The following is a 19,868-nucleotide window of genomic DNA, read 5'->3' as shown; positions in this document are numbered from 1 at the left end:
CCGCAGGCCCCACCCCTCCCCTCGCACGGGGCCTGCCCCCCGGGGCGCGATCGGAAACGGTCGCGCCCCTTCTTTCTGGGTAAACGGGCGCGCGATCGGAAACGGTCGCGCCCCTTCTTTTTGGGTAAATGGGGTCGCCATCACGCGGGCGGGGTTGCGGCTTCGCTCCCCAACAAATTCATCGGATGCTCCGGTGCGGCATACTCCAGCAACGCGATAAGCCGCATCAGCCCTTGCGGCCCGACTTGAACGACCCGGGTTGGATCAACAGCGAATGCGCTTCCAGACACGACCTGCACCGAGCCTTCCCCAAAGCCGCAGGCCAGGCCCGCGCGTGTCGCAAAGTCTGCAAGCGTCTCGTTTTCGGGGTTGTAGGGGGGAAAGTCCCGCAGGCCCGCGCCTTCAATCAACTGGCTCTTGTACTGCTCAAACCGTGCCTCGGCCTGGACGACGCGGGGCGACGCCATCAGCGACTTCTCATACGTCTCCTGCAGGGCCCGGGATCTGAAGACGAAACGACTTGGAAACGTCAGGCTCAATTCGACGAGGGCCTCAAGCGTTTCAGCCGGATAGCTCTGGTCATTGAAGGTCAGCACGTCCTCCTGACAGAGACCGTCCCACTCGACGACCACTGCCAGCGGGTCGATCCCGCAGGAAACCAGCGCCTCTGCCAGAGCGCCCTCTGGATGATTGCTCATTCCGCGCCCGTCACCTCCGGCCCCAACCGCCACTCGGCCATGTCGCACTCGAACACTGTCCCGGTCGCCGTCTCGACCGCGAACCAGCGCATAAGGGTGCTACCGCACAGGTCCTGATCACAGACCGCGCGGAGGCCCAGAACATGGTAGCCGGCCGGGCTGTCTTCCGCCCCGACCGGGTCGCACGACGCGACGTGCCCGAGCGGCAGGCCACGCGCCGCCGTCACACGCGCCGTCGCCAGGGTGCAGGCGGCCTCGACGCGGGTCACGACGTCCGACGGGGGGCGTGCGCAACCGGACGCCGCAATCGCGAGGCCCGCCAGCAGCAGGCCAGGTCCCTTCGGCATATCCATCATCCCTCTCCGCGATGCGGCGCCTGCTCATAGCAGAACGGCGGCCCCAGTCGCTCGATGTCCAGGGTGCGCTCGACCGTCACCTTCGACCTCCACAGACCCAGGTGGCCGGTGCCCAGCGGGTGCCGTGTCCGGCGCCCGGCGAAACGGACGCGGAAGACCTGCACCGGCTGACACTCGAGGCCCTCGGCCGCCAACCCCGCCTGCATGTCACGGGCGGCGCCCGGCGGCACGGAGGGGTACTCCAGCCAGTCTGTCGTCTCGTAGTCGGGACGAACCGTCGGCACCGCGGTCGCGCCTTCGACGAAGCTTGAGCCTTCGAACTCGTACAGCCAGACGCCCGAGAACTCCCGCGAATGATTGCCCGGACCCGGATTGGCACAGGCCCACAATAGGAACAGGCAAAGCCCGACTGTCGCTTTCGCTCTTCCGAGCCCCCTCGCCATCCTCCGTCCCTCCGGCAGCCTGACAGACCTTTCGGATAGCATATCCGGCTGGAGACCGCTTTGGGGTTGTGCCACTGTCAGCCATGCCCCTGCCCCGCCGCCTTGCCGTTCTGTGTCTCGCAGCCCTCGCGGCCCTCGGTGCCACGGGTGCCGGCCAGCCGACCGCGCAACAGGATGCCGGGACAGAAGCCGCGACCCTCCACGCCTCCCTGCGGAACTACATCTCGGCCCGATGGGGTGCGCCCGACAGCGAGACCCGCTACCGCGTGGCCTTCATCGACCTGAACGACGATGGCCGGCGAGAGGCCGTGGTGCTGATGGACGGCAACTTCTGGTGCGGCTCGGGCGGGTGTTCGCTCTGGGTTCTGACGCCCCGGGGCCGGTCATGGCGCATGGTCACCCAGGCCACCATCATCAACCCGCCGATCCGCGTCCTGCCCTCTCGCAGCCACGGCTGGTCCGAGCTGAGCGCCATGGTCGATGACGTAAACGGACCGGACTACGAAGCCCGCCTGTCGGTCAACGGCCGCCTCAACCCCACCGTCACGCGATTGACCAGGCCATCAAACGCGCGCGTGATCCTGACCTACGACGATCCGGTGCGGGCGCTGTTTCCATAGGGCAGCGTCACGTCCTAAGGTGGCTACCCCCTAAACCCGCAACCGGCTCTCCATCGTCGTCACCGCCTGTCCGGTCAGGATCACCCGGCCGCCGCGCATCTCCGTGGTGATGGCGCCGCCTCGCGTGGGGAAGGCCTGGAAGAAGTCGACGCGGGCGCGGCCCAGGCGGTCGGTCCAGAGGGGGGCCAGGATACAGTGGGCCGAGCCGGTGGCCGGGTCCTCGGGCACACCACAGCCGGGGGCAAAGAAGCGGTCGACCACGTCGTACGGGTCGCCGTCATCGGCGGGGGCGCAGACGATCACCTCGCCGGGTTCTCCGGCCGGGGTATCCAGCGCGTTCAGCGCCGCGATGTCGGGCGTCAGGCTCCGGACGGCTTCCGCATCCTTCAGCATCACCACCAGATAGCGGGCGGCCCAGACCTCGACCGGCTCGGCGCCCAGCGCCTCGGCCAGACCCGCGACCGGCCCCGCGCGGCGCGGCGCATCGGCGGGAAAGTCCATTTCATAGGCATCCCGCCCCTGCCCCCGCTTCACGATCAGCGGGCCGGATCGGGTGTCGAACGTCACCGCCTCGACGTCCAGACCCAGTTCGCCCAGCAGCACATGGGCCGAGGCCAGGGTGGCATGGCCGCACAGATCGACCTCGCGCCCCGGGGTGAACCAGCGCAGGCCGAACCGGTCGGGCCGGTCGGTGCGCGTCAGGAAGGCCGTCTCCGACAGATTGTTCTCGCGCGCCAGCGCCTGCATCCAGGCGTCGTCGCGCCACTCCAGCTGCGGCTCGACCACACAGGCGCCGTTGCCCATGAAGGGGCGCGCGGCAAAGGCATCCACCGTCCACTGTCTCATCTCTCGCGCTCCACCTTCAGTTCGGGCCAGCGGGCCACAAGCTTGTCGACCACCCGGTCCCAGTCCGCGGCCAGCGGCCGGGTCGGATTGGGGCGGAGCACCATGGCGAACATGTCGCCGAGGCCAAACGGCGCCTCGACCGTCAGCCGGTCGTCGGGCTCCAGCCGCACACCGACGGCAAAAGCCGGGGCCACGAACCGCGACAGCGCCTCGGCGGTCGCGCCGACCGGCGGCCAGGGCTGGCCGAACTTGGCCGGAAACCACTCCGAGACGCGGCGCTGATTGCGCACCTCGACGCGGCTTCTCAGCGGCTCGTCAAAGCGCGCGGCGACCCGGCGGATCACCGCATCCTCGGCGTCCCAGCTGTAGTCGGGATCGAAATAGCCGACGTCGAAATCCTTGATGCCGTGTCCGGCAGGCCGCCCGGTCAGGTGGTTCCAGACGCTCTGATAGACCGCGCCGGAGAAGATCAGCCAGTCGCTCAAGCCTTCCGCCCGCACCCCCTCCAGCACCGTCATCAGATTGGGATCGGCCCGCACAATGGCCTCAAGCCGCGCCACGAGGTCGGTCATCGGCCGCGCACCGGCCAGCCGTGGTCCAGCGGCCCGTGCCCCTGCCCCAGCCCGGGCGCCCGGCGGATCGCCTCGGCCACATAGGCCCAGGCATTAGCGACCGCCGCCTCCATGGGTTCACCCTTCGCCAGCCCCGCCGCGCAGGCACTGGCCAGCGTACAGCCCGTGCCGTGGGTGTGCCGTGTCTCGACCCGCTCGCCCTCCAGCACCGTCTCGCCGTCGCCCGTCAGCAGCAGGTCCAGGACCCGGTCGCCCGGCACATGGCCGCCCTTCATCAGCACCGCGCCTGCGCCCATCGCCAGCAGGGCCTCGCCCGCCCGGCGCTGGCCGTCCAGATCGGTGACCGCGATGCCGGTCAGGGCCTCGGCCTCGGGCGCATTGGGGGTCAGCAAGGCCGCACGCGGCACCATCCGGGTGCGCACCGCATTGATCGCCGCATCGGCCAGCAGGGACGCCCCGCCCTTGGCCACCATCACCGGATCGATGACGGCAGGCACGCCCGCGCCGTCGAGAATGTCGGCGACCGCCTCGACCACCTCGACGCTGCCCAGCATGCCGGTCTTGATGACGTCGGTGCCGATGTCGTCCAGCACCGCCCGGGCCTGATCACGGATCAGGCTGACCGGCAGCGGGTGGACGCCGTGAACGCCCAGAGTGTTCTGCACGGTGATGGCCGTCACCGCCGTCGCGGCAAAGCCGCCCAGCATCGTCACCGCCTTGATGTCCGCCTGGATGCCGGCGCCCCCGCCCGAGTCCGACCCGGCGATTATCAGGACCCTGCCGCGCATCAGACCGTGGCCCCCGAGAACAGCTTCAGCCCGACAATGCCCGCCACGATCAGAACGATGCACACCAGCCGGATCGCGGTGGCCGGCTCGCCATAGGCCAGGATGCCGATGCTGGCGGCGCCGACCGCCCCGATCCCGGTCCAGACCGCATAGGCCGTGCCGATCGGCAGCTTCTGCGTCGCCAGCCACAGGAAGGCGAAACTGGCCAGCATGGCGATCCCGACCAGCAGGCTGACGCCCGGCCGCTGCGGCCCCACATACTTGAAGCCAGAGGCCCAGCCCACCTCCAGCAGGCCCGCGATCGTCAGCGCCAGCCACGGATTCATCTGGGTCAGCAGTCTGAGCGTCTCGGTCATGGCCCCTCAATGACCCGCACCCCCGCAACTGGCAACCCGCCCTCAAGCAGCGAGCGACCGCGTCGCGAGCGTTAGGGCGAGAGACAGCGCAAGTCCTACCTTCCCACGAACAGCGTCTTCAGCGCGCCCAGCAGAGCGAACACTTCACCCAGAATGGCCGCCGCGACGATCAGCATCAGGACGGTATCGACCCCCTCATGCGTGCGGATCAGCGTCTCGGTCCGGTCGACGAAGGCCCCGACACTGTCCACCCGGATCAGCGGCGAGAAGGGCGAGGACGTCCAGATCCAGCCCAGCAGGCTGAGCGACGCGCCCCGGAAGATCACATCCCCGGCCGCCGTCAGCCGCGCCGGCGAGCCGGTCAGCGCCCGCAGCACATGGAACAGCCCCTGCGCCGCGGCGAAGACCAGCACCGGCCAGTACAGCAGCGTCACCGTCTCGGCGAACAGCAGGCCATAGTCGACCTCGCCGCGCACCAGCTCCCCGCCCAGATCCTCGGGCCGGAAGCCCAGGCCCAGCAGGCCCGACCACCACAACAGGAAGATGCCCCAGCCCGTGGCGCTGCCCAGCGCGCCCGCCGTCGGCGACATCTTCGGCAGGGATGCGTCCAGCGCCTTGTCGGTTTCGGCCAGCGTCCCGCCGCCGCTCTTCTCGTGCAGGGAGTCCCACCACCGGCGGCTGAACACGCCGACTTCGAACAGGCCCAGGTCCTTCGCCCGCCAGTCGGTCAGGAAGGCCGGCTTCTTCGCCTGCCGCTCGATGATGAAGCCGGCCAGCGTCGCCAGCCCCACCACCGTCAGTCCGCTCTCGAACAGGCCGGCAAAGGCCTGGCCGATGGCCTGCCCCACCTCGACCTGACCGAACAGGATGCGCGCCACCGCGCCCACCGCCGTGATCAGCACCAGCACCGTCAGCGCCGTCTTCACCCCGAACATCCACCAGGGATAGAGCTCGGGCCCCACCACATGCTGCGGCCCGGCGCCATAGCGGGCAGCCACCGTCAGCGGGTGCCCCACCTCGCGCAGCAGCGCCTCGACCTCGGCCTCGGTCAGCGGCCGGCCCAGTTCGGCCTCGCGTTCCTCGACCCGGCTCATCAGCAGGTCGCGCAGCTCCGCCAGAATGTCCTCGCGGCCGGCGGCGGGCAGCTGCGCCCCCACAGCCTTCAGATAGCGTTCGATCAGGTCCATCGTCCCCTCCGTGATCACAGAATTCGGTCCAGCGAGGCCGACAGCCTGCGCCATTCGGCCTCAAGCCGGCCCAGCATGGCCTCGCCCGCAGGCGACAGCCGGTAAAAGCGTTTCTTGCGGCGCTCTTCCTCGCGCCATTCGCTGGTCAGCAGCCCCTGGCTCTCCAGCCGGCGCAGCAGCGGATAGAGGGTCGATTCCTCCATCTCCAGCCCGTCCTCGCCCAGTGCGACGCGCAGGGAATAGCCGTATTGCTCGGTCTTCAGCCGCGCCAGCACCGCCAGCACCAGCGAGCCCCGCCTGAGCTCCAGCCGCATCGCCTCATAAAGATCGGTCTCGCCCAAGTGCCCGCTCCACTCGCGTCACATAGTGTGTGACACACAGTGTATGCGACATACTGTATGAGCGAGTCAAGCGCTCGGGTTCATGGCGGTGTGGGCCTCAGTTCCCCTCGCGCACCCAGACGCTGCAGCGGGCGATCCAGTACTGCAGGTCGGCGATCAGCGCGGCGTAGTCCTCCGTGGCGAGCGCATGCACGACCTCGCCGTCGAGAAATGTCAGCGGCTGGTCGGCGATCCGCCGCCCGCGCTCTGTCCTCGGCCAGGGCGCATAGCTGACCCTGAGGTGAAAGCCGCCGGTCACCTCGATCTCGAACCGCGTGGCGGCATTCGTGGCGCTGAACAGCACGGAGTCCGGATCGCACAGTCCGGGGTCAAGCTGGTCGGACAGGTCGTTCAGCGCGATGCGCCAGCCCGCCGGAACGCGCAGGGCCGGCAGTTCCAGAAAGGCCTTCGAGCCCGGATAGGCGTCCTCGAACCGGACGGTCATGATCGATCCTGCTGTCGCGTGGAAGAGCTGCGATCCTTGCCGAAACCCTCGCCCCGACACAATCAGAAGCCAAGCCTGACTTGTCGCGCCCCGGCGGTCGCGCTCATGTTCCGCAATGCGCCTCTTCACCGGTCTGTCCGCCTTTCCGATCACGCCGATGACCCCCTTGGGGCAGGTCATTGCCGACGACCTCGCGACCCTCGTGCGCCGCATCGAGGCGGGCGGCGCCGACAGCATCGGCCTGCTCGGAAGCACCGGCACCTATATGTTCCTCGACCGCGAGCAGCGCCGCCGCGCCGTCGCCACAGCCCTCGCCGCCGTCACCTCGACCCCGGTGATCGTCGGGGTCGGCGCCCTGCGCACGGACACGGCCTGCGACCTCGCGCGCGACGCCGCGGTCGAGGGCGCCTCCGGCCTGCTCCTCGCCCCGGTGAGCTATACGCCCCTGACCGAGGCCGAGGTCTATGAACATTTCCGGGCCGTCGCGTCGGCGACCGACCTGCCCCTCTGCATCTACAGCAATCCCGGCACGACCCGGTTCACCTTCAGCCCCGCGCTCGTGGCCCGGCTGGCAGCCCTGCCGACTGTGACCGCGATCAAGCTGCCGCTGCCCGCCGGTCCGCTGGCCCCGGACCTTGCGGCTTTCCGGGCTGCGGCGCCCGGCTTGTCGATCGGCTACAGCGGCGACTGGGGATGCAAGGACGCCCTGCTGGCCGGGTGCGACGCCTGGTTCAGCGTCGCGGGCGGCCTGTGGCCCGAGGCGATCGTCCGTCTCGCAAGAGCGGCCATGGCCGGCGACCGCGCCGAAGCGGACCGGCAGGATGCGGCCTTCGCCCCGCTCTGGGACCTGTTCCGGACCCACGGCGGCCTCAGGATCGTCCATGCCGCCGCCGCCCTCATGGGCCTGACCACAGCCGACCCGCCCCGGCCCCTGTTGCCCGTCGATGAGACGGTGCGGGCTCGGGTCAGGGCCGCCCTTCCCTGAGCTGCGGGCCCCCGCCCACCGACGGCCCTCAGTCTTTCAGATAGAACAGCGCCTCGACCGTCACGCCCAGCGCCCGCGCCAGATCCAGCGCCAGCAGGGTCGAGGGGATGAACACCCCGTTCTCGACGGTGTTGATGGTCTTCCTCGACACGCCCGCCCGCTCGGCCAGCTCGGCCTGGGTCAGGCCGGCGGCGGTGCGGATGGCCTTCAGGTGTGACCCCAGCCGCGGGTCACCCATCCCCGCGCTCCGGCAGGCCCGCCTCGCGATCCAGCCAGGCAAAGCGCAGCCCGGCCGCCGCCCCGCCCAGCGTCAGCGCCGTGATGATCGCCAGCGGGCTCCACTCCGGCCGCCACAGGCTGACCCCGGCGGCAACCGTGCCGCTCGCCATCAGCACCACAAAGGCCGCCCCCAGCGCCCGCGCCCGCAAGGCCCCGGTCAGCTCGTCATCCAGATATTTGCGCTGGGTCCGCGACTGGAAGTCCCAGCCCAGCACCACCATGCTGACCACCCAGGAATACAGCACCGGCATGCCCAGCTGCAGATAGTCGACCACCCCGTCGTCACCCGCCTCGATCCCGCCCCAGGCCTGATACGACACCGCCAGAAAGAACAGGCTGGCCACCGGAAACGCCCACAGGATCCCGTTGCGCCTTGCCTGCAGCCGGTCGCGCCGCGCCTGCACCGGCTCGGTCTGCCACCGGCGGTTCCGGGGCCGGAGCGCCCACGCCTTGAACGCCCCCACGATCGCCAGACCGACGCCACACCCGATCACCCCGGCCACGGCCCCGCCGACGCTGACCCCGTCCCGGATCCAGGCCGCGCCCACCGCCGCCATCCCCACCCCGATGACCAGAGCGCTCAGCGCCGCCATCAGCTTCCACCGGCGCGCCCGGCCTTCCTGCACGCGCTCCTGCTCGGTCATCGTCATCATGGGGCAATCTCCTCAGGCTCAATGTCACCTGTGGGTTACATATCACCTCAAGGTTACACGCCGTCAAGCCCCCGCGTTGCGCTCCGGGTACCTAGTGCCCGAAAATCATGCTCCCCACGACGTACACAAGCGCCCCGAACACGGCTGGCCCGAACACGATCGCGAGGATCACCGCCGCGATCCTGAGCAACCATCTCGCGGCAGAGCCGCGCTTCGGCCCCTTCCCTACCTGCAAAACGCCCGCCCCCCCGGTTCCAGATGCAGATGGTCCTGGTGCGGGGCGTCATAGTCGGGGCTCAGCACCGTGCTGAACACCTGACAGCCCTCGTCGCGGATGCGCTTCAGGAACCGCGCCTCCGGCCCGTCGCCGTACCAGTCCTGCTTGACCATCACCCGCGTGCCGTCGCGCAGCACCACCCCCGCGACATCGATGGCCGCCGCGCGCGAATGGGCGCTGGGCCGCGCGCCGGGCCGGTTCGAGACCGAGCGACACGCATAGGTCCCGTAGTGGACGATATCGACCACGTCCTGGCCGAAGATCTCGCGCGCCGCCGGCTCGACCACCTGCCGCCGCCACACCGACAGGGCCAACGCCGTCTGGCAGGTCATCACCGGCCCCCCGGGCGACAGGCGCGCCACCGTGCCCCGGTCGATGTCCAGCGTGCCCGCCCCCGCCAGGCCACAGGTCTCGGAATCCACCCGGTCGGGCACGGGGGTAAAGGTCACCCGCGCGGCCTCCAGCTCGGCGCGACAGACCGCCAGGTCCGCCCCCGCCGCATCCACCCGCTCGCGCATGCCGCGATCCGGCCGCTGATCGATCAGGCCCGACGCCAGCGCCACACTGACCGGCGCATTCACCGGCGGCTGGCTGACCGGCCCCCGATCCCCCCACCCCGGCGGCGGCGGATTGGCCCGCCCGCACGACACCAGCACCAGCAGGCCCCCAAGAAGGCTCAGGGCAAGGATCAGTCGCATGTGTTTCATGGCGCAGGAGGCTAGCGGGATTCGCGGCCCCATTCCGCCCCACGCCCCGCTTGCCACCCACAGGCGAACCGGGGAAAGGTGGGGGCAAGGGGGAGCCATGCGTCTCAGCTGGAACGAAATCAGGGCCCGCGCTGCGGCCTTCGCGCGCGAATGGTCCGACGCCCATTACGAAAAGGGCGAGACCCAGAGCTTCTACAACGATTTCTTCGAGGTCTTCGGCGTTCGCCGCCGCAAGGTGGCGACCTTCGAGGAGCCCGTGCGCCTGCTGGGCGACAAACGCGGCTTTATCGACCTGTTCTGGAAGGGCGTCCTTCTGGTCGAACAGAAGAGTGCGGGGCGCGACCTTATCAAGGCCCGCAAGCAGGCCCACGACTATTTCCCCGGCCTGAAGGACCACGAGCTCCCGCGCTACGTCCTGCTCTGTGACTTTCAGACCTTCGAGTTGATCGACCTCGATACGGGGGAGGAGACCCGCTTCGCCCTCGCCGACCTGCCCGCCCATGTCGAGGCCTTCGGCTTTGTCGTCGGGGTCGAAAAGCGGGTCTTCCAGGATCAGGACCCGGTCAACATCATCGCCGCCGAACTGATGGGCAAGCTGCACGACGCGCTCAAGCCCACCTATGACGGCGCACCGCTGGAGCGACTGCTGGTCCGGTTGCTGTTCTGCCTGTTCGCCGACGACACCGGCATCTTCCCCGAACGGGGCATGTTGGAGACCTATCTGCGCGACCGCACCGCGCCGGACGGCCATGATCTGGGGGCCAAGCTGAACCTGATCTTCCAGACCCTGAACACGCCCGAGGACGCTGCGTGGCGCAACGGGCTGGACGAGGATCTGAACCGGTTTCCCTACATCAACGGTGACCTGTTCGCCGAGGTCCTGCCGATCGCCAATTTCAACACCGCCATGCGCGACCGCCTGCTGGAGGCGTGCGGCTTCTTCTGGGAAAAGATCAGCCCGGCCATCTTCGGCGCCCTGTTCCAGTCGGTGATGAACGCGAAGGAGCGCCGCGCCAAAGGCGCCCACTACACGACCGAAAAGAACATCCTGAAGGTCATCGAGCCCCTCTTCCTCGACGATCTCCGCGCCGAGCTGGCCCGCATCAAGGGCCTTCGGCGGGGCCGCGAAGCGGCCCTGCGCGCGTTTCAGGATCGCCTCGCCGCCCTCAACCTGTTCGACCCGGCCTGCGGCTGCGGCAACTTCCTGATCATCGCCTATCGCGAGCTTCGCCTGCTCGAAATCGAGGTCCTGAAAGCCCTCTACCCGACCGGCCAGCTGGACCTCGAGGCCGCCGCCCTGTCCAAGGTCGACGTCGACCAGTTCTACGGCATCGAAATCGACGAATTCCCTGCCCGCATCGCCGAAACGGCCATGTGGATGATGGACCACATCATGAATAACCGGCTCAGCCTCGAGTTCGGCAAGGTCTTCGCCCGCATCCCGCTGAAGGCGGCGCCGCATATCGTGCATGGCGATGCGCTGGAGATCGAGTGGACCGGGGTGCTGGCGCCCGAGCAGTGCAGCTACGTGTTCGGCAATCCGCCATTCCTTGGCGCCAAGGTGCAGAGCGAGACCCAGAGGGCACAGGTCCGGCGCATCGCCGCCCTTGGCAAGTCAGGCGGCACCCTCGATTTCGTCGCCGCGTGGTTCATCAAGGCGGGCGAGTACGTCCAGAAGTCGACTGCCGGCATAGGCTTCGTCTCCACCAACTCCATTACCCAGGGCGAACAGGTGGCCCAGCTTTGGCCCCTGTTGTTCAATCGCTATGGCTTGGAAATTGCCTTCGCTCACCGGACTTTCGCCTGGGGCTCGGACGCGCGCGGCAAAGCGCACGTCCATGTGGTCGTTGTCGGCTTGGCCCGGCGCGAGGACGAGCCGGCGGAGAGGCGGCTGTTCAGCTACCCGGACATCAACGGTGATCCCGACGAGACGCGTCACGCAGCGCTGTCGCCGTATCTGTTCGATGCATCGCAATTGGCGGATCGGCATCTGGTGGTGCGTGAAGTGCCCCGGCCTTTGATGGGGCAGCCGCGTATGATTACAGGCACTAAGCCGATCGACGGTGGCTTTTACATCTTCACTGACGCTGAGAAAGCTGAGTTCGTCGCCATTGAGCCGAAGGCCGAACCCTTTCTCCGGCCCTTCATTGGCGGCCAAGAGTTTATCAATGGCAGTCCTCGTTGGCTGCTCGTCGTGTCCGACGCCCCGGCGTCGGAGATCAGAGCCCTTCCCGAAGTCGCCAAACGAATCCGGGCAGTGCGAGAATTGCGCGAAAGGAGCAAGAGCGGGCCAACACGGGCCATCGCCTCAACGCCTACCCAGTTTCATACGACCTTCTTGCCGGAGAGGCCTTACCTTGCGCTCGCGCAGGTAAGTTCAGAGCGCCGCGAGTACCTCCCGATCGGGTGGGTCGAACCGCCCACCGTTCCGAGTGACAAGATCCGACTAATCGCCGACGCGGCCCTCTGGGAGTTCGGAGTTCTAACTTCGAAGGCTCACATTTCGTGGGCCAAAGCAGTCAGCGGTCGCCTCAAGAGTGACATTCAATATTCTGCCAACCTCACTTACAACGCCTTCCCGTGGCCCGAGCTCACCGACGCCGACATGGCCCGGCTCGACGGCCTCGCCCAGGCGGTACTCGACGCCCGCGCCGCTCATCCAGACGCCACCTTGGCCGATCTCTACGACCCCGATGTCATGCCCGCCGACCTGCGCCGCGCGCACCGCGCGCTCGACCTCGCGGTCGACCGCCTCTATCGCAAGGCCCCCTTCGACAGCGACCGCGAGCGCGTCGAACACCTGTTCACCCTCTACGAAAAAATGACCGCCGGCCTGCTGGCCGCGCCGAAGAAGACCCGCCGCCGCAAGAAAGCAGACGCCTGATGGTCACCCTCGCCGACGTCCCGACCTATGATGCCTTCATGTGGCCGATCATTGAACGCTTGCGGGCCCACGGTCGGTCGCTCAGCAATGCCGAGATGCTGGAAGACGTAGCCCAACACATGGGGCTGGGCGATGACCATCTGACCTTACGCCATGGCAAGCTTAACCAGTTGGCCGTGGAACAGCGCATGGCCTTCGCCCGCAGCTTTCTGAAGCTGGCGGGCGCGGTTGAGAATAGTCAGCGGGCGGTCTGGAGTCTGACCCCAGCCGGTGCAGCTCTGACGCCGGAAGAGGTGGCCGAAATACCCCGGAGGGTTCAGCGCGAATACGCCAGCAAGCGCGCGGCTTCCCAGCCGTCAGCCGCGCCCGAGGACCACCCACACATCTTCGAAGCCGCTGCGGAACAGGATTGGAAGGCCGAGCTCATTGGGCGTCTTCAACAGATCGAGCCTGCGGCGTTTGAACGGCTGTGCCAGCGCCTGCTTCGTGAGTTCGGGTTCGTGAAAGTCGAGGTCACGGGAAGGTCCGGCGACGGCGGCATCGACGGAACCGGAGTTCTCCGGGTGAACCTCCTGTCCTTCCACGTGCTGTTCCAGTGCAAGCGCTACTCTGGCTCGGTCGGAGCGCCCGCCGTGCGCGACTTTCGGGGGGCCATGGTTGGGCGCACCGACAAGGGACTGATCATCACCACCGGGACCTTCACCGCCGACGCCCGGCGCGAGGCCACTCGCGACGGCGCACCTGCCATTGATCTGGTGGACGGCGACGCCCTGTGCGACCTGCTCAAGGACCGGGGGCTCGGCGTCACCGTGCGCATGGTCGAGGAAGTCACCGTGAACGAGGCGGCCTTCGCCGACTTCTGACCCCCTAGCCGCGGGCCGGTCGGCGCACTACCTTTCCGTTCATGGCCCGTTCTCCCCGATCGTCGCGTTCCGTCACCGGTGTGTCCGAGGCGTCCGTCGCCTTTGCGGGCGCCTCTGCCGCCCCCGGAAACCTGCCCATGTTCGCGCCGGTCACCGGGCCGCGCCTGACACCCGAGGAGGCGCCGGGCGCTCCGGCCGACTGGGTGCCGCACCGGCCCTCGCGCCCGACGGACAAGGTCTCGCGGCCCTTCCGGCTGGAGACGAAATACACCCCCGCCGGCGACCAGCCCGCCGCCATCGCCGAACTGGTGGCCCAGGCGGCCGAGGGCGAGCGCGATCAGGTGCTGCTGGGCGTGACCGGCTCGGGCAAGACCTTCACCATGGCCAAGGTCATTGAGCAGACCCAGCGCCCGGCCCTGATCCTGGCCCCCAACAAGACCCTCGCCGCCCAGCTGTACAGCGAGTTCAAGGCCTTCTTCCCCGACAACGCCGTCGAATACTTCGTATCGTATTATGACTATTATCAACCAGAGGCTTACGTGCCTCGTACTGATACCTATATTGAAAAAGACTCCAGTATAAACGAGCAGATCGACCGGATGCGGCACGCGGCGACGCGCGCCATCCTGGAGCGGGACGATGTGATCGTGGTGGCCTCGGTGTCGTGCATCTACGGCATCGGCTCGGTCGAGACCTATACGGCCATGACCTTCACCCTGAACGTCGGCGACCAGATCGACGAGGCCAAGCTGCGCGCCGACCTGATCGCGCTGCAGTACAAGCGCAACGACCTGACGTTCGAGCGCGGCATGTTCCGAAAGCGCGGCGACACCCTCGAGATCTTCCCCGTCCACCTCGAGGACCGCGCCTGGCGCCTCAGCCTGTTCGGCGACGAGATCGAGGCCATCCACGAGTTCGACCCCCTGACCGGCAAGAAGACCGCCGACCTCGACACCATCACCGTCTATGCCGCCAGCCACTACGTCACCCCGCGCCCGACGCTGAAACAGGCCATCGACGGCATCAAGGCCGAGCTGAAGGAGACGCTCGACTGGATGAACGAGAACGGCAAGCTGCTGGAGGCCCAGCGGCTGGAGCAGCGCACCCGTTTCGACCTCGAGATGATGGAGGCCACCGGCGCCTGTGCCGGCATCGAGAACTACAGCCGCTGGCTGACCGGCCGCGCGCCGGGCGAGCCCCCGCCCACCTTCTTCGAATACATCCCCGACAACGCCCTGCTGTTCGTCGACGAGAGCCACGTCACCATCGGCCAGATCAACGGCATGTTCCGCGGCGACTACAAGCGCAAGTCCACCCTCGCCGAATACGGCTTCCGCCTGCCCTCCTGCATCGACAACCGCCCGCTCAAGTTCGAGGAGTGGGACGCCATGCGCCCCCAGACGGTCCACGTCTCGGCCACCCCCGGCCCGTGGGAAATGGCCCAGACCGGCGGCGTCTTCACCGAACAGGTTATCCGCCCCACCGGCCTGATCGACCCGCCGGTCGAGATCCGCCCCGTCAGCGACCCCACCCGCAACCAGGTCGATGACGTCATCGATGAGGTAAAGAATACGGCCCGACAGGGGTACAGGTCTCTGGTCACCGTCCTGACCAAGAAGATGGCCGAGGACCTGACCGAATACATGCACGAACAGGGCGTCCGCGTCCGCTACATGCACTCCGACGTCGACACGCTGGAGCGGATCGAGATCCTGCGCGACCTCCGCCTCGGCGCCTTCGATGTGCTGATCGGCATCAACCTGCTGCGCGAGGGGCTCGACATCCCCGAATGCGGCCTGGTCGCCATCCTCGATGCCGACAAGGAGGGCTTCCTGCGCTCCGAGACCTCGCTGATCCAGACCATCGGCCGCGCGGCCCGCAACGTCGACGGCCGCGTCATCCTCTATGCCGACAAGACCACCGGCTCGATGGAGCGCGCCATCGCCGAGACCAACCGCCGCCGCGAGAAACAGGTCGCGTACAACACCGAACACGGCATCACGCCCGAGTCCGTCCGCCGCGACATCAAGGAGATCCTCGCCAGCCCCTATGAGAGCCGCGCGATGGACCGCCTGACCGCCCCCGGCCTCAAGGAAGAGGCCAAACCCTTCACCGGCTCCAACTTCCAGGCCGCCCTCAAGGACATGGAGTCAAAGATGCGCGAGGCCGCCGCCAACCTCGAGTTCGAGGAGGCCGCCCGCCTTCGGGATGAAATCAAACGCATGAAACTCCTCGATCTGGAGTTCGCGCAGGACATGATTTCATCTTGAATTCAGAGGGTCGGCGCAGCCGTCTCTCCTGCGGGATGACCCGGAGCGAAGCGGAGGGCGGTGGAGCGCGCAGCGCGGAACCAGATCAAGAAGATGAAGGCCCTCGACCTGGAGTTCGCCAACGAAATGCTGACCGGCGCGGGCGAGGAGGTCGACAAGTCCGCCCCCAAACGCTGGCGGGCGGAGGCTGCGGCCGAGAAGGCGGAGGCGTTCAGGAAGGTGCGGCTTTAGGGGGGCGCTCTCGTGCCATGAGGGCTTGGCGCCCGGTACTACACCAGCTCGAAAAGTGCATGAGCGCTAGGTTGGCGGCTCATAGTGATCGAGCACGTCACTCAAACGCTGAAGCAACGGCTCGAAACCGTCCCACTTGAGCGTCGACGCATTGGGACGCACGACTTTTTCGGCGAAGATATGCTTCCCATACTCGGTAGCTGGATTTGGTGTACCTAAATTAAGCGTCTTACCGTTTAGCTCTTCCTTTAGGAGCGAGGGCTCAAAAAAGTCTTCTATGCAGGTCTTCACCTTCTTGCCAACATGAGGCGTTGTCACAACGTAAAGGTTGTCTGTAATGTGGAAAAATGAGTTAGTTGAGCTCGGCTTTATTTCGATTCCATAATTCTTTTTAATTACAGCCAAAATGTCCTTAGCACCATCATCGTTATCCAGTAGCATGATCACCGGATGGAGCTGGGGCTTGTGACCAAATTTCGCTATTAGATCAGCGTAGCGTAGAACGAAGAACTTGAAGTTACCGGAGCCGCCATCTAGCTCCATTACCTTACTCGTCTTATTGACGTGATTAAAATAGCGGAGAGCACTCTGAAATCCCTTTGCACTCGGTTGCCCGAGCTTTGGATGGAATTTCGGCAAGTGCCGGACTGCCAACGAGAGGTAGACATTGTCCGTCTTGCCTTCTGTCAGCACTAACGGCTTATCGAGAGCTACGAAATTTTTGTAGAAAAGGAACCGATAGTAAAGCATCCGGAACGCCGTCATATGCTTCCGTTTGTCGATCTCCTCGCGCGTATCGATCGTGTCCTTAACATAGTGGATATGGGCTAGCCGCCCACCAAGTGGGCCTAGCGACTTGATCCCCGCCTTCGCCGGCGCCCAAGGCCCGCTGCCGGTCGCACCGCCCTCGTTTGCGGTCACGCTGTCTTGCCGGCGAGCAAGTGACTTGTTGAATGGGACGTCGGCATACTGCCCCGTCTTGAAGAGGGCATCGCACATGGCACGCGTCCGCCTGTAGTACTCTTGGCGGATGTTAACCTTGGCGTTGACGGTGAGGCTTGTCACGAGCTGACGAGAGGCGTGACATTGCATGCGCGTCTTGTCGGGGTTGATAGCGAAACCCGCGTCAACGATCCGCGACACCAACTCCTCGCCTAGCTCCCAGACGTTGGTCTCACCTTCTTTTGAGGTCGCAAGCGCAGCCGGAAATTCCTTCTTGCTTGTAGAAAAAGTCAAATCGTCTGCGTAGCGCGAATACGTCACGCCCTGTGCCTTCGCCATCTTGGCAAGTCGCGCATCAAGCAGGTGAGCGAGAAGGTCTGAGATAACCGGCGAGCACGGGCTTCCTTGGGGCAACGCGTTATTATGACAGGCGATTTGCGCAATCAACGTCGCCACCTTTTCATTCAACTCGAAGGCCTTGCTCTTGATGAAGAACCCGCGAACGCGCCCGAAATTGAAGCTCGGAAAAAAGTCCTTTAGGTCCAGGTTCAGAACGTACCGTCTTCTGCGGTGCGGCTTTGCGTTCGATACGATTGAATGCCCACGTCTAAATCCGTGGGACAGCGACCCCAATTTGCTCGACTTATCGATTTCATCGCGGCACGCGTAAAGGATGTTGGCTAGCCGACGCTGGAGCAACTTGAGTTGTGCGATGGGCGCACAGATTTCCCGCTCGCCCCCGGTCTTCTTTGGGATTGTAAAGGTGGTGTATTTGGCTCCGTCGGGGATTTTATAGAGGATGTAGGCGAGGCTTTTCGGCTTATAGCCGAGCAGTGCGGCCAAATCCTCGATGTCCTCAGCTTCCTTCAGACTTTTAAGTACCGACACGATCCGCACTCGCCCTAGGTGAGAGGCTTACAGGCACTCCTATGCGATCATCCAGTCGCCCGCATATGGGCAAATAGATTAAGGGTTATTAGGAAGCAACGACAAGTCGTATTGCTTCATACGTCGCGAAACTCGACGATAAATCTGCCTGTAAGCCAGCTTCTCGGTTAGTTGGAATAGCGACGTTTGGCAAGTAGCGACTGCCGAGATTTCGATACTCTGCCGCCTAGCGTTGACCCGCTCCAGCCCCTTATTAATGAGTCGTCGCTAGCCAAATACAGGGCCACATTCGGACCGAGCTGCTACAGGCAAATCAATCCGTGGCCTCTGCGTGCGCGACCGGAAATCGAGTACACACCTTTTTTTTGCATGGGCGCTAAGGGCTGACTAACCCTTCCCCGGCCATGGTCCGATCATGGCCGAAGACGATCCGCCCTGGAGCCCACCGTTCGGCTTTGCCGAGGAACAGGCCGTCTTCAAGGGGCCGACACAGAACATTCGCGCGCAGAGCGAGGGCTGGGTCGCGGCGCATATGTTCTGTCCGGCCTGCGGTGCGGCGCGGCTGCGTCCGTTGCCGAACAACTCGCCCGTCGGGGATTTCGTCTGTGGCGACTGCGCCGAGGAATTCGAGCTGAAGGCCAAGGGCGGGCGTCTGGGGCCGAAGATTCTGGACGGCGCCTATGGCGCCATGATGCAGCGGCTGTCGGCGCGCAATAATCCGAGCCTGTTCGCCATGAGCTATGACAGGGCGGCATCAAGGGTCACGGACCTGATCGTCGTGCCGAAGCATTTCTTCACGCCCGAAATCATCGAGAAGAAGAACCCGACCCTGCCCAAGGGGCGCAGCAATCCGTGGGTCGGCTGTCACATCCTGATCGGTCAGGTGCCGGTGTCGGGGCGCATCCCGCTGGTCACCGGTGGCGCACCTGTGCCCAAGAGCGAGGTGCTGTCGCGCTGGCAATCGACCCTGTTCCTCAAGGACACCAGCCTGAAGGCGCGCGGTTGGCTGCTGGCCGTGATGACGGCGGTCGAGGCGGTTGGGAAGGCCGAGTTCGATATCGACGAGGTCTATGCCCACGAGGCGGCCCTGTCGGCCCTCTATCCCGACAACAACAATGTCCGGCCCAAGATCAGGCAGCAGCTACAGGTGCTGCGTGACCGGGGCTGGCTGGAATTCACCGAACGACGCGGGACGTATCGGCGGGCGCATGGCTGACGCTGTGCGGTCGATTTCCCCTCCACCGCTCCGCGGTCCCGTCGTCGGCTCGTGCACGAGCCTTCCTCCACCCCATCCGAGATGGGGAGGAGACGGTCGTGGCTACGTCCGCTCCTGACGCACCCGGCGCCTAGCCTCCGGGGTCATGGATTACTTCGACGATGAGCCGCAGACCCCGCGCGGGCCGAAAATCCGCTCCGACGACACCTGGGCCGAGGTGCGGCGGGCGTGGGAGGCGGGGGAGACCGGGGCCTCGCTGGCGCGGCGCTATGATGTGGGGCTGGCGAACCTGTGGCGGCGGCGGGCCTCCGAAGGATGGAGCCGCAGGAAGCCCGTCGATCCCCGGCCGGAGCCTGTGGAGGGGTGGGACCGGCATGCGGAGGCGGCGCTGGCGCGGTTCGAGCATCAGCGGCTGGAGACGCGGGCGCTGGCCGAACAGCTGTGCAAGGCCATGACGGGCGGCTCGCTGGAGGGCACGCCGATCTGGCATCTGGCCTTTGTGCTGCACTGGCGGGCGGAGCATCTGGGCGAGGCCGTGATCGCGGCGGACCGGGCGTGGGTCGCCGGGCGGGGGCTGGACCTGTCGCTATGGCACGAGGACGGGACGCTGTTGCCGCTGTGGTGGATCGACGAGGTGGTGCTATCGGCGCACCGCGAGGCCTGGCGCGAGGATCACGACCTGCCCCCCGGCGTGGCGCCGCATGTGCCGGTGCCGGTGAAGCGGGACGGGGTGCGGTAAGGCCCGGCGTCCCGCCGCCCTCCCCACCGCTGCCGGTTCCGACGGGGGCGTAGGGGCGTGCCCGTTCCCAAGTTCCTCCCCTCTGGGGGAGGGGGACCGTCCGCAGCCCGCAGGGCGAAGGAGGGTGGAGGGGGCAGCGCCGCCGTCTGCCACTCGGGCGCCGATGCCCCGCGTCGGCCCCCTCCACCGCTTCGCGGTTCCCCTCCCCCGAGGGGGGAGGAGTGACCGCCCTGCCCTCAGCCC

General features: G+C 66.5%; 22 protein-coding genes. 8 read left to right on the top strand and 14 right to left on the bottom strand.

Going from position 1 to position 19,868, the window contains the following annotated elements:
- Nucleotides 1–140: 140 nt before the first annotated feature.
- Genes J7346_RS14135 through J7346_RS14125 form a run of 3 tightly spaced genes read right to left on the bottom strand, consistent with a single transcriptional unit; the run spans nt 141 to nt 1,497 of the window.
- Nucleotides 141–698 carry a hypothetical protein gene (locus J7346_RS14135; RefSeq protein WP_209120612.1) on the bottom strand — a complete coding sequence of 186 codons (558 nt, stop codon included), beginning with the start codon at nt 696–698 and terminating at the stop codon, nt 141–143.
- Entirely contained in the window at nt 695–1,045 is a 351-nt protein-coding gene (locus J7346_RS14130) for a hypothetical protein (RefSeq protein ID WP_209120611.1), read from the bottom strand. The genes J7346_RS14135 and J7346_RS14130 overlap by 4 nt, the downstream gene beginning before the upstream one ends.
- Nucleotides 1,046–1,050: 5 nt before the next feature.
- The gene (locus tag J7346_RS14125; RefSeq protein WP_209120610.1) at nt 1,051–1,497 is read right to left on the bottom strand and encodes a hypothetical protein; all 447 of its coding nucleotides are present in this window, start codon (nt 1,495–1,497) and stop codon (nt 1,051–1,053) included.
- Nucleotides 1,498–1,580: 83 nt separating this feature from the next.
- Between J7346_RS14125 and J7346_RS14120 the strand changes: the two genes are divergently transcribed.
- On the top strand, nt 1,581–2,117 hold the full coding sequence (locus J7346_RS14120) for a hypothetical protein (protein ID WP_209120609.1): 537 nt from the start codon (nt 1,581–1,583) through the stop codon (nt 2,115–2,117).
- Between the two features lie 30 nt (nt 2,118–2,147).
- On the opposite strand, the gene J7346_RS14115 is transcribed toward J7346_RS14120, so the two are convergent.
- The 7 genes from J7346_RS14115 to J7346_RS14085 all read right to left on the bottom strand — a co-directional run bounded on the left by J7346_RS14115 (nt 2,148) and on the right by J7346_RS14085 (nt 6,691).
- On the bottom strand, nt 2,148–2,963 hold the full coding sequence (locus J7346_RS14115) for a PhzF family phenazine biosynthesis protein (RefSeq protein ID WP_209120608.1): 816 nt from the start codon (nt 2,961–2,963) through the stop codon (nt 2,148–2,150).
- A complete protein-coding gene (locus tag J7346_RS14110) occupies nt 2,960–3,535 on the bottom strand; it encodes a nucleotidyltransferase family protein (RefSeq protein ID WP_209120607.1) in 576 nt (191 codons plus the stop codon). Before J7346_RS14110 ends, J7346_RS14115 begins: the two co-directional genes overlap by 4 nt.
- Nucleotides 3,532–4,323 (bottom strand): bifunctional hydroxymethylpyrimidine kinase/phosphomethylpyrimidine kinase, encoded by a 792-nt coding sequence (thiD, locus tag J7346_RS14105; protein ID WP_209120606.1) that lies wholly within the window; start codon nt 4,321–4,323, stop codon nt 3,532–3,534. The genes J7346_RS14110 and thiD overlap by 4 nt, the downstream gene beginning before the upstream one ends.
- Entirely contained in the window at nt 4,323–4,679 is a 357-nt protein-coding gene (locus tag J7346_RS14100) for a multidrug efflux SMR transporter (protein WP_280636532.1), read from the bottom strand. Before J7346_RS14100 ends, thiD begins: the two co-directional genes overlap by 1 nt.
- Before the next feature lie 95 nt (nt 4,680–4,774).
- On the bottom strand, nt 4,775–5,866 hold the full coding sequence (locus J7346_RS14095; RefSeq protein ID WP_209120605.1) for a hypothetical protein: 1,092 nt from the start codon (nt 5,864–5,866) through the stop codon (nt 4,775–4,777).
- 14 nt (nt 5,867–5,880) lie between these two features.
- A complete protein-coding gene (locus J7346_RS14090) occupies nt 5,881–6,180 on the bottom strand; it encodes a helix-turn-helix transcriptional regulator (protein ID WP_209120614.1) in 300 nt (99 codons plus the stop codon).
- 124 nt (nt 6,181–6,304) lie between these two features.
- The gene (locus J7346_RS14085; protein ID WP_209120604.1) at nt 6,305–6,691 is read right to left on the bottom strand and encodes a hypothetical protein; all 387 of its coding nucleotides are present in this window, start codon (nt 6,689–6,691) and stop codon (nt 6,305–6,307) included.
- A gap of 115 nt (nt 6,692–6,806) precedes the next feature.
- On the opposite strand from J7346_RS14085, the gene J7346_RS14080 reads away from it, so the two are divergent.
- Nucleotides 6,807–7,676 (top strand): dihydrodipicolinate synthase family protein, encoded by an 870-nt coding sequence (locus J7346_RS14080; protein ID WP_209120603.1) that lies wholly within the window; start codon nt 6,807–6,809, stop codon nt 7,674–7,676.
- Between the two features lie 28 nt (nt 7,677–7,704).
- Here the strand turns inward: J7346_RS14080 and J7346_RS14075 are convergent, their stop codons facing one another.
- From J7346_RS14075 to J7346_RS14065, 3 genes are all read right to left on the bottom strand, one after another.
- On the bottom strand, nt 7,705–7,914 hold the full coding sequence (locus tag J7346_RS14075; RefSeq protein ID WP_209120602.1) for a helix-turn-helix domain-containing protein: 210 nt from the start codon (nt 7,912–7,914) through the stop codon (nt 7,705–7,707).
- Nucleotides 7,907–8,608 carry a hypothetical protein gene (locus J7346_RS14070; RefSeq protein WP_209120601.1) on the bottom strand — a complete coding sequence of 234 codons (702 nt, stop codon included), beginning with the start codon at nt 8,606–8,608 and terminating at the stop codon, nt 7,907–7,909. Before J7346_RS14070 ends, J7346_RS14075 begins: the two co-directional genes overlap by 8 nt.
- A gap of 225 nt (nt 8,609–8,833) precedes the next feature.
- A complete protein-coding gene (locus J7346_RS14065) occupies nt 8,834–9,583 on the bottom strand; it encodes an extensin family protein (RefSeq protein WP_209120600.1) in 750 nt (249 codons plus the stop codon).
- 106 nt (nt 9,584–9,689) lie between these two features.
- Between J7346_RS14065 and J7346_RS14060 the strand changes: the two genes are divergently transcribed.
- From J7346_RS14060 to J7346_RS14045, 4 genes are all read left to right on the top strand, one after another.
- The gene (locus J7346_RS14060) at nt 9,690–12,476 is read left to right on the top strand and encodes a DNA methyltransferase (protein WP_348521518.1); all 2,787 of its coding nucleotides are present in this window, start codon (nt 9,690–9,692) and stop codon (nt 12,474–12,476) included.
- Nucleotides 12,476–13,339, top strand: a complete 864-nt coding sequence (locus J7346_RS14055; protein WP_209120598.1) for a restriction endonuclease — start codon at nt 12,476–12,478, stop codon at nt 13,337–13,339. Before J7346_RS14060 ends, J7346_RS14055 begins: the two co-directional genes overlap by 1 nt.
- 137 nt (nt 13,340–13,476) lie before the next feature.
- A complete protein-coding gene (gene uvrB / locus J7346_RS14050) occupies nt 13,477–15,609 on the top strand; it encodes an excinuclease ABC subunit UvrB (RefSeq protein ID WP_245157905.1) in 2,133 nt (710 codons plus the stop codon).
- 93 nt (nt 15,610–15,702) lie between these two features.
- Complete coding sequence (locus tag J7346_RS14045) at nt 15,703–15,840, top strand: hypothetical protein (protein ID WP_209120597.1); 138 nt, start codon at nt 15,703–15,705, stop codon at nt 15,838–15,840.
- A 66-nt stretch (nt 15,841–15,906) separates the two neighbouring features.
- Here J7346_RS14045 and J7346_RS14040 read toward each other — a convergent pair whose 3' ends face one another.
- Nucleotides 15,907–17,670, bottom strand: coding sequence for a retron Ec67 family RNA-directed DNA polymerase/endonuclease (locus tag J7346_RS14040; RefSeq protein ID WP_209120596.1), 1,764 nt, complete (start codon nt 17,668–17,670; stop codon nt 15,907–15,909).
- A gap of 415 nt (nt 17,671–18,085) precedes the next feature.
- Between J7346_RS14040 and J7346_RS14035 the strand changes: the two genes are divergently transcribed.
- On the top strand, nt 18,086–18,886 hold the full coding sequence (locus J7346_RS14035; protein WP_209120595.1) for a DpnI domain-containing protein: 801 nt from the start codon (nt 18,086–18,088) through the stop codon (nt 18,884–18,886).
- A 145-nt stretch (nt 18,887–19,031) separates the two neighbouring features.
- Entirely contained in the window at nt 19,032–19,625 is a 594-nt protein-coding gene (locus tag J7346_RS14030) for a hypothetical protein (RefSeq protein WP_209120594.1), read from the top strand.
- Nucleotides 19,626–19,868 lie beyond the last annotated feature (243 nt).

Origin of the sequence: Brevundimonas sp. A19_0, assembly GCF_017744255.1 — a bacterium.
In the GTDB taxonomy this organism is placed as follows: Bacteria; Pseudomonadota; Alphaproteobacteria; order Caulobacterales; family Caulobacteraceae; genus Brevundimonas.
This window is presented reverse-complemented; position numbering and strand designations above follow the sequence as displayed.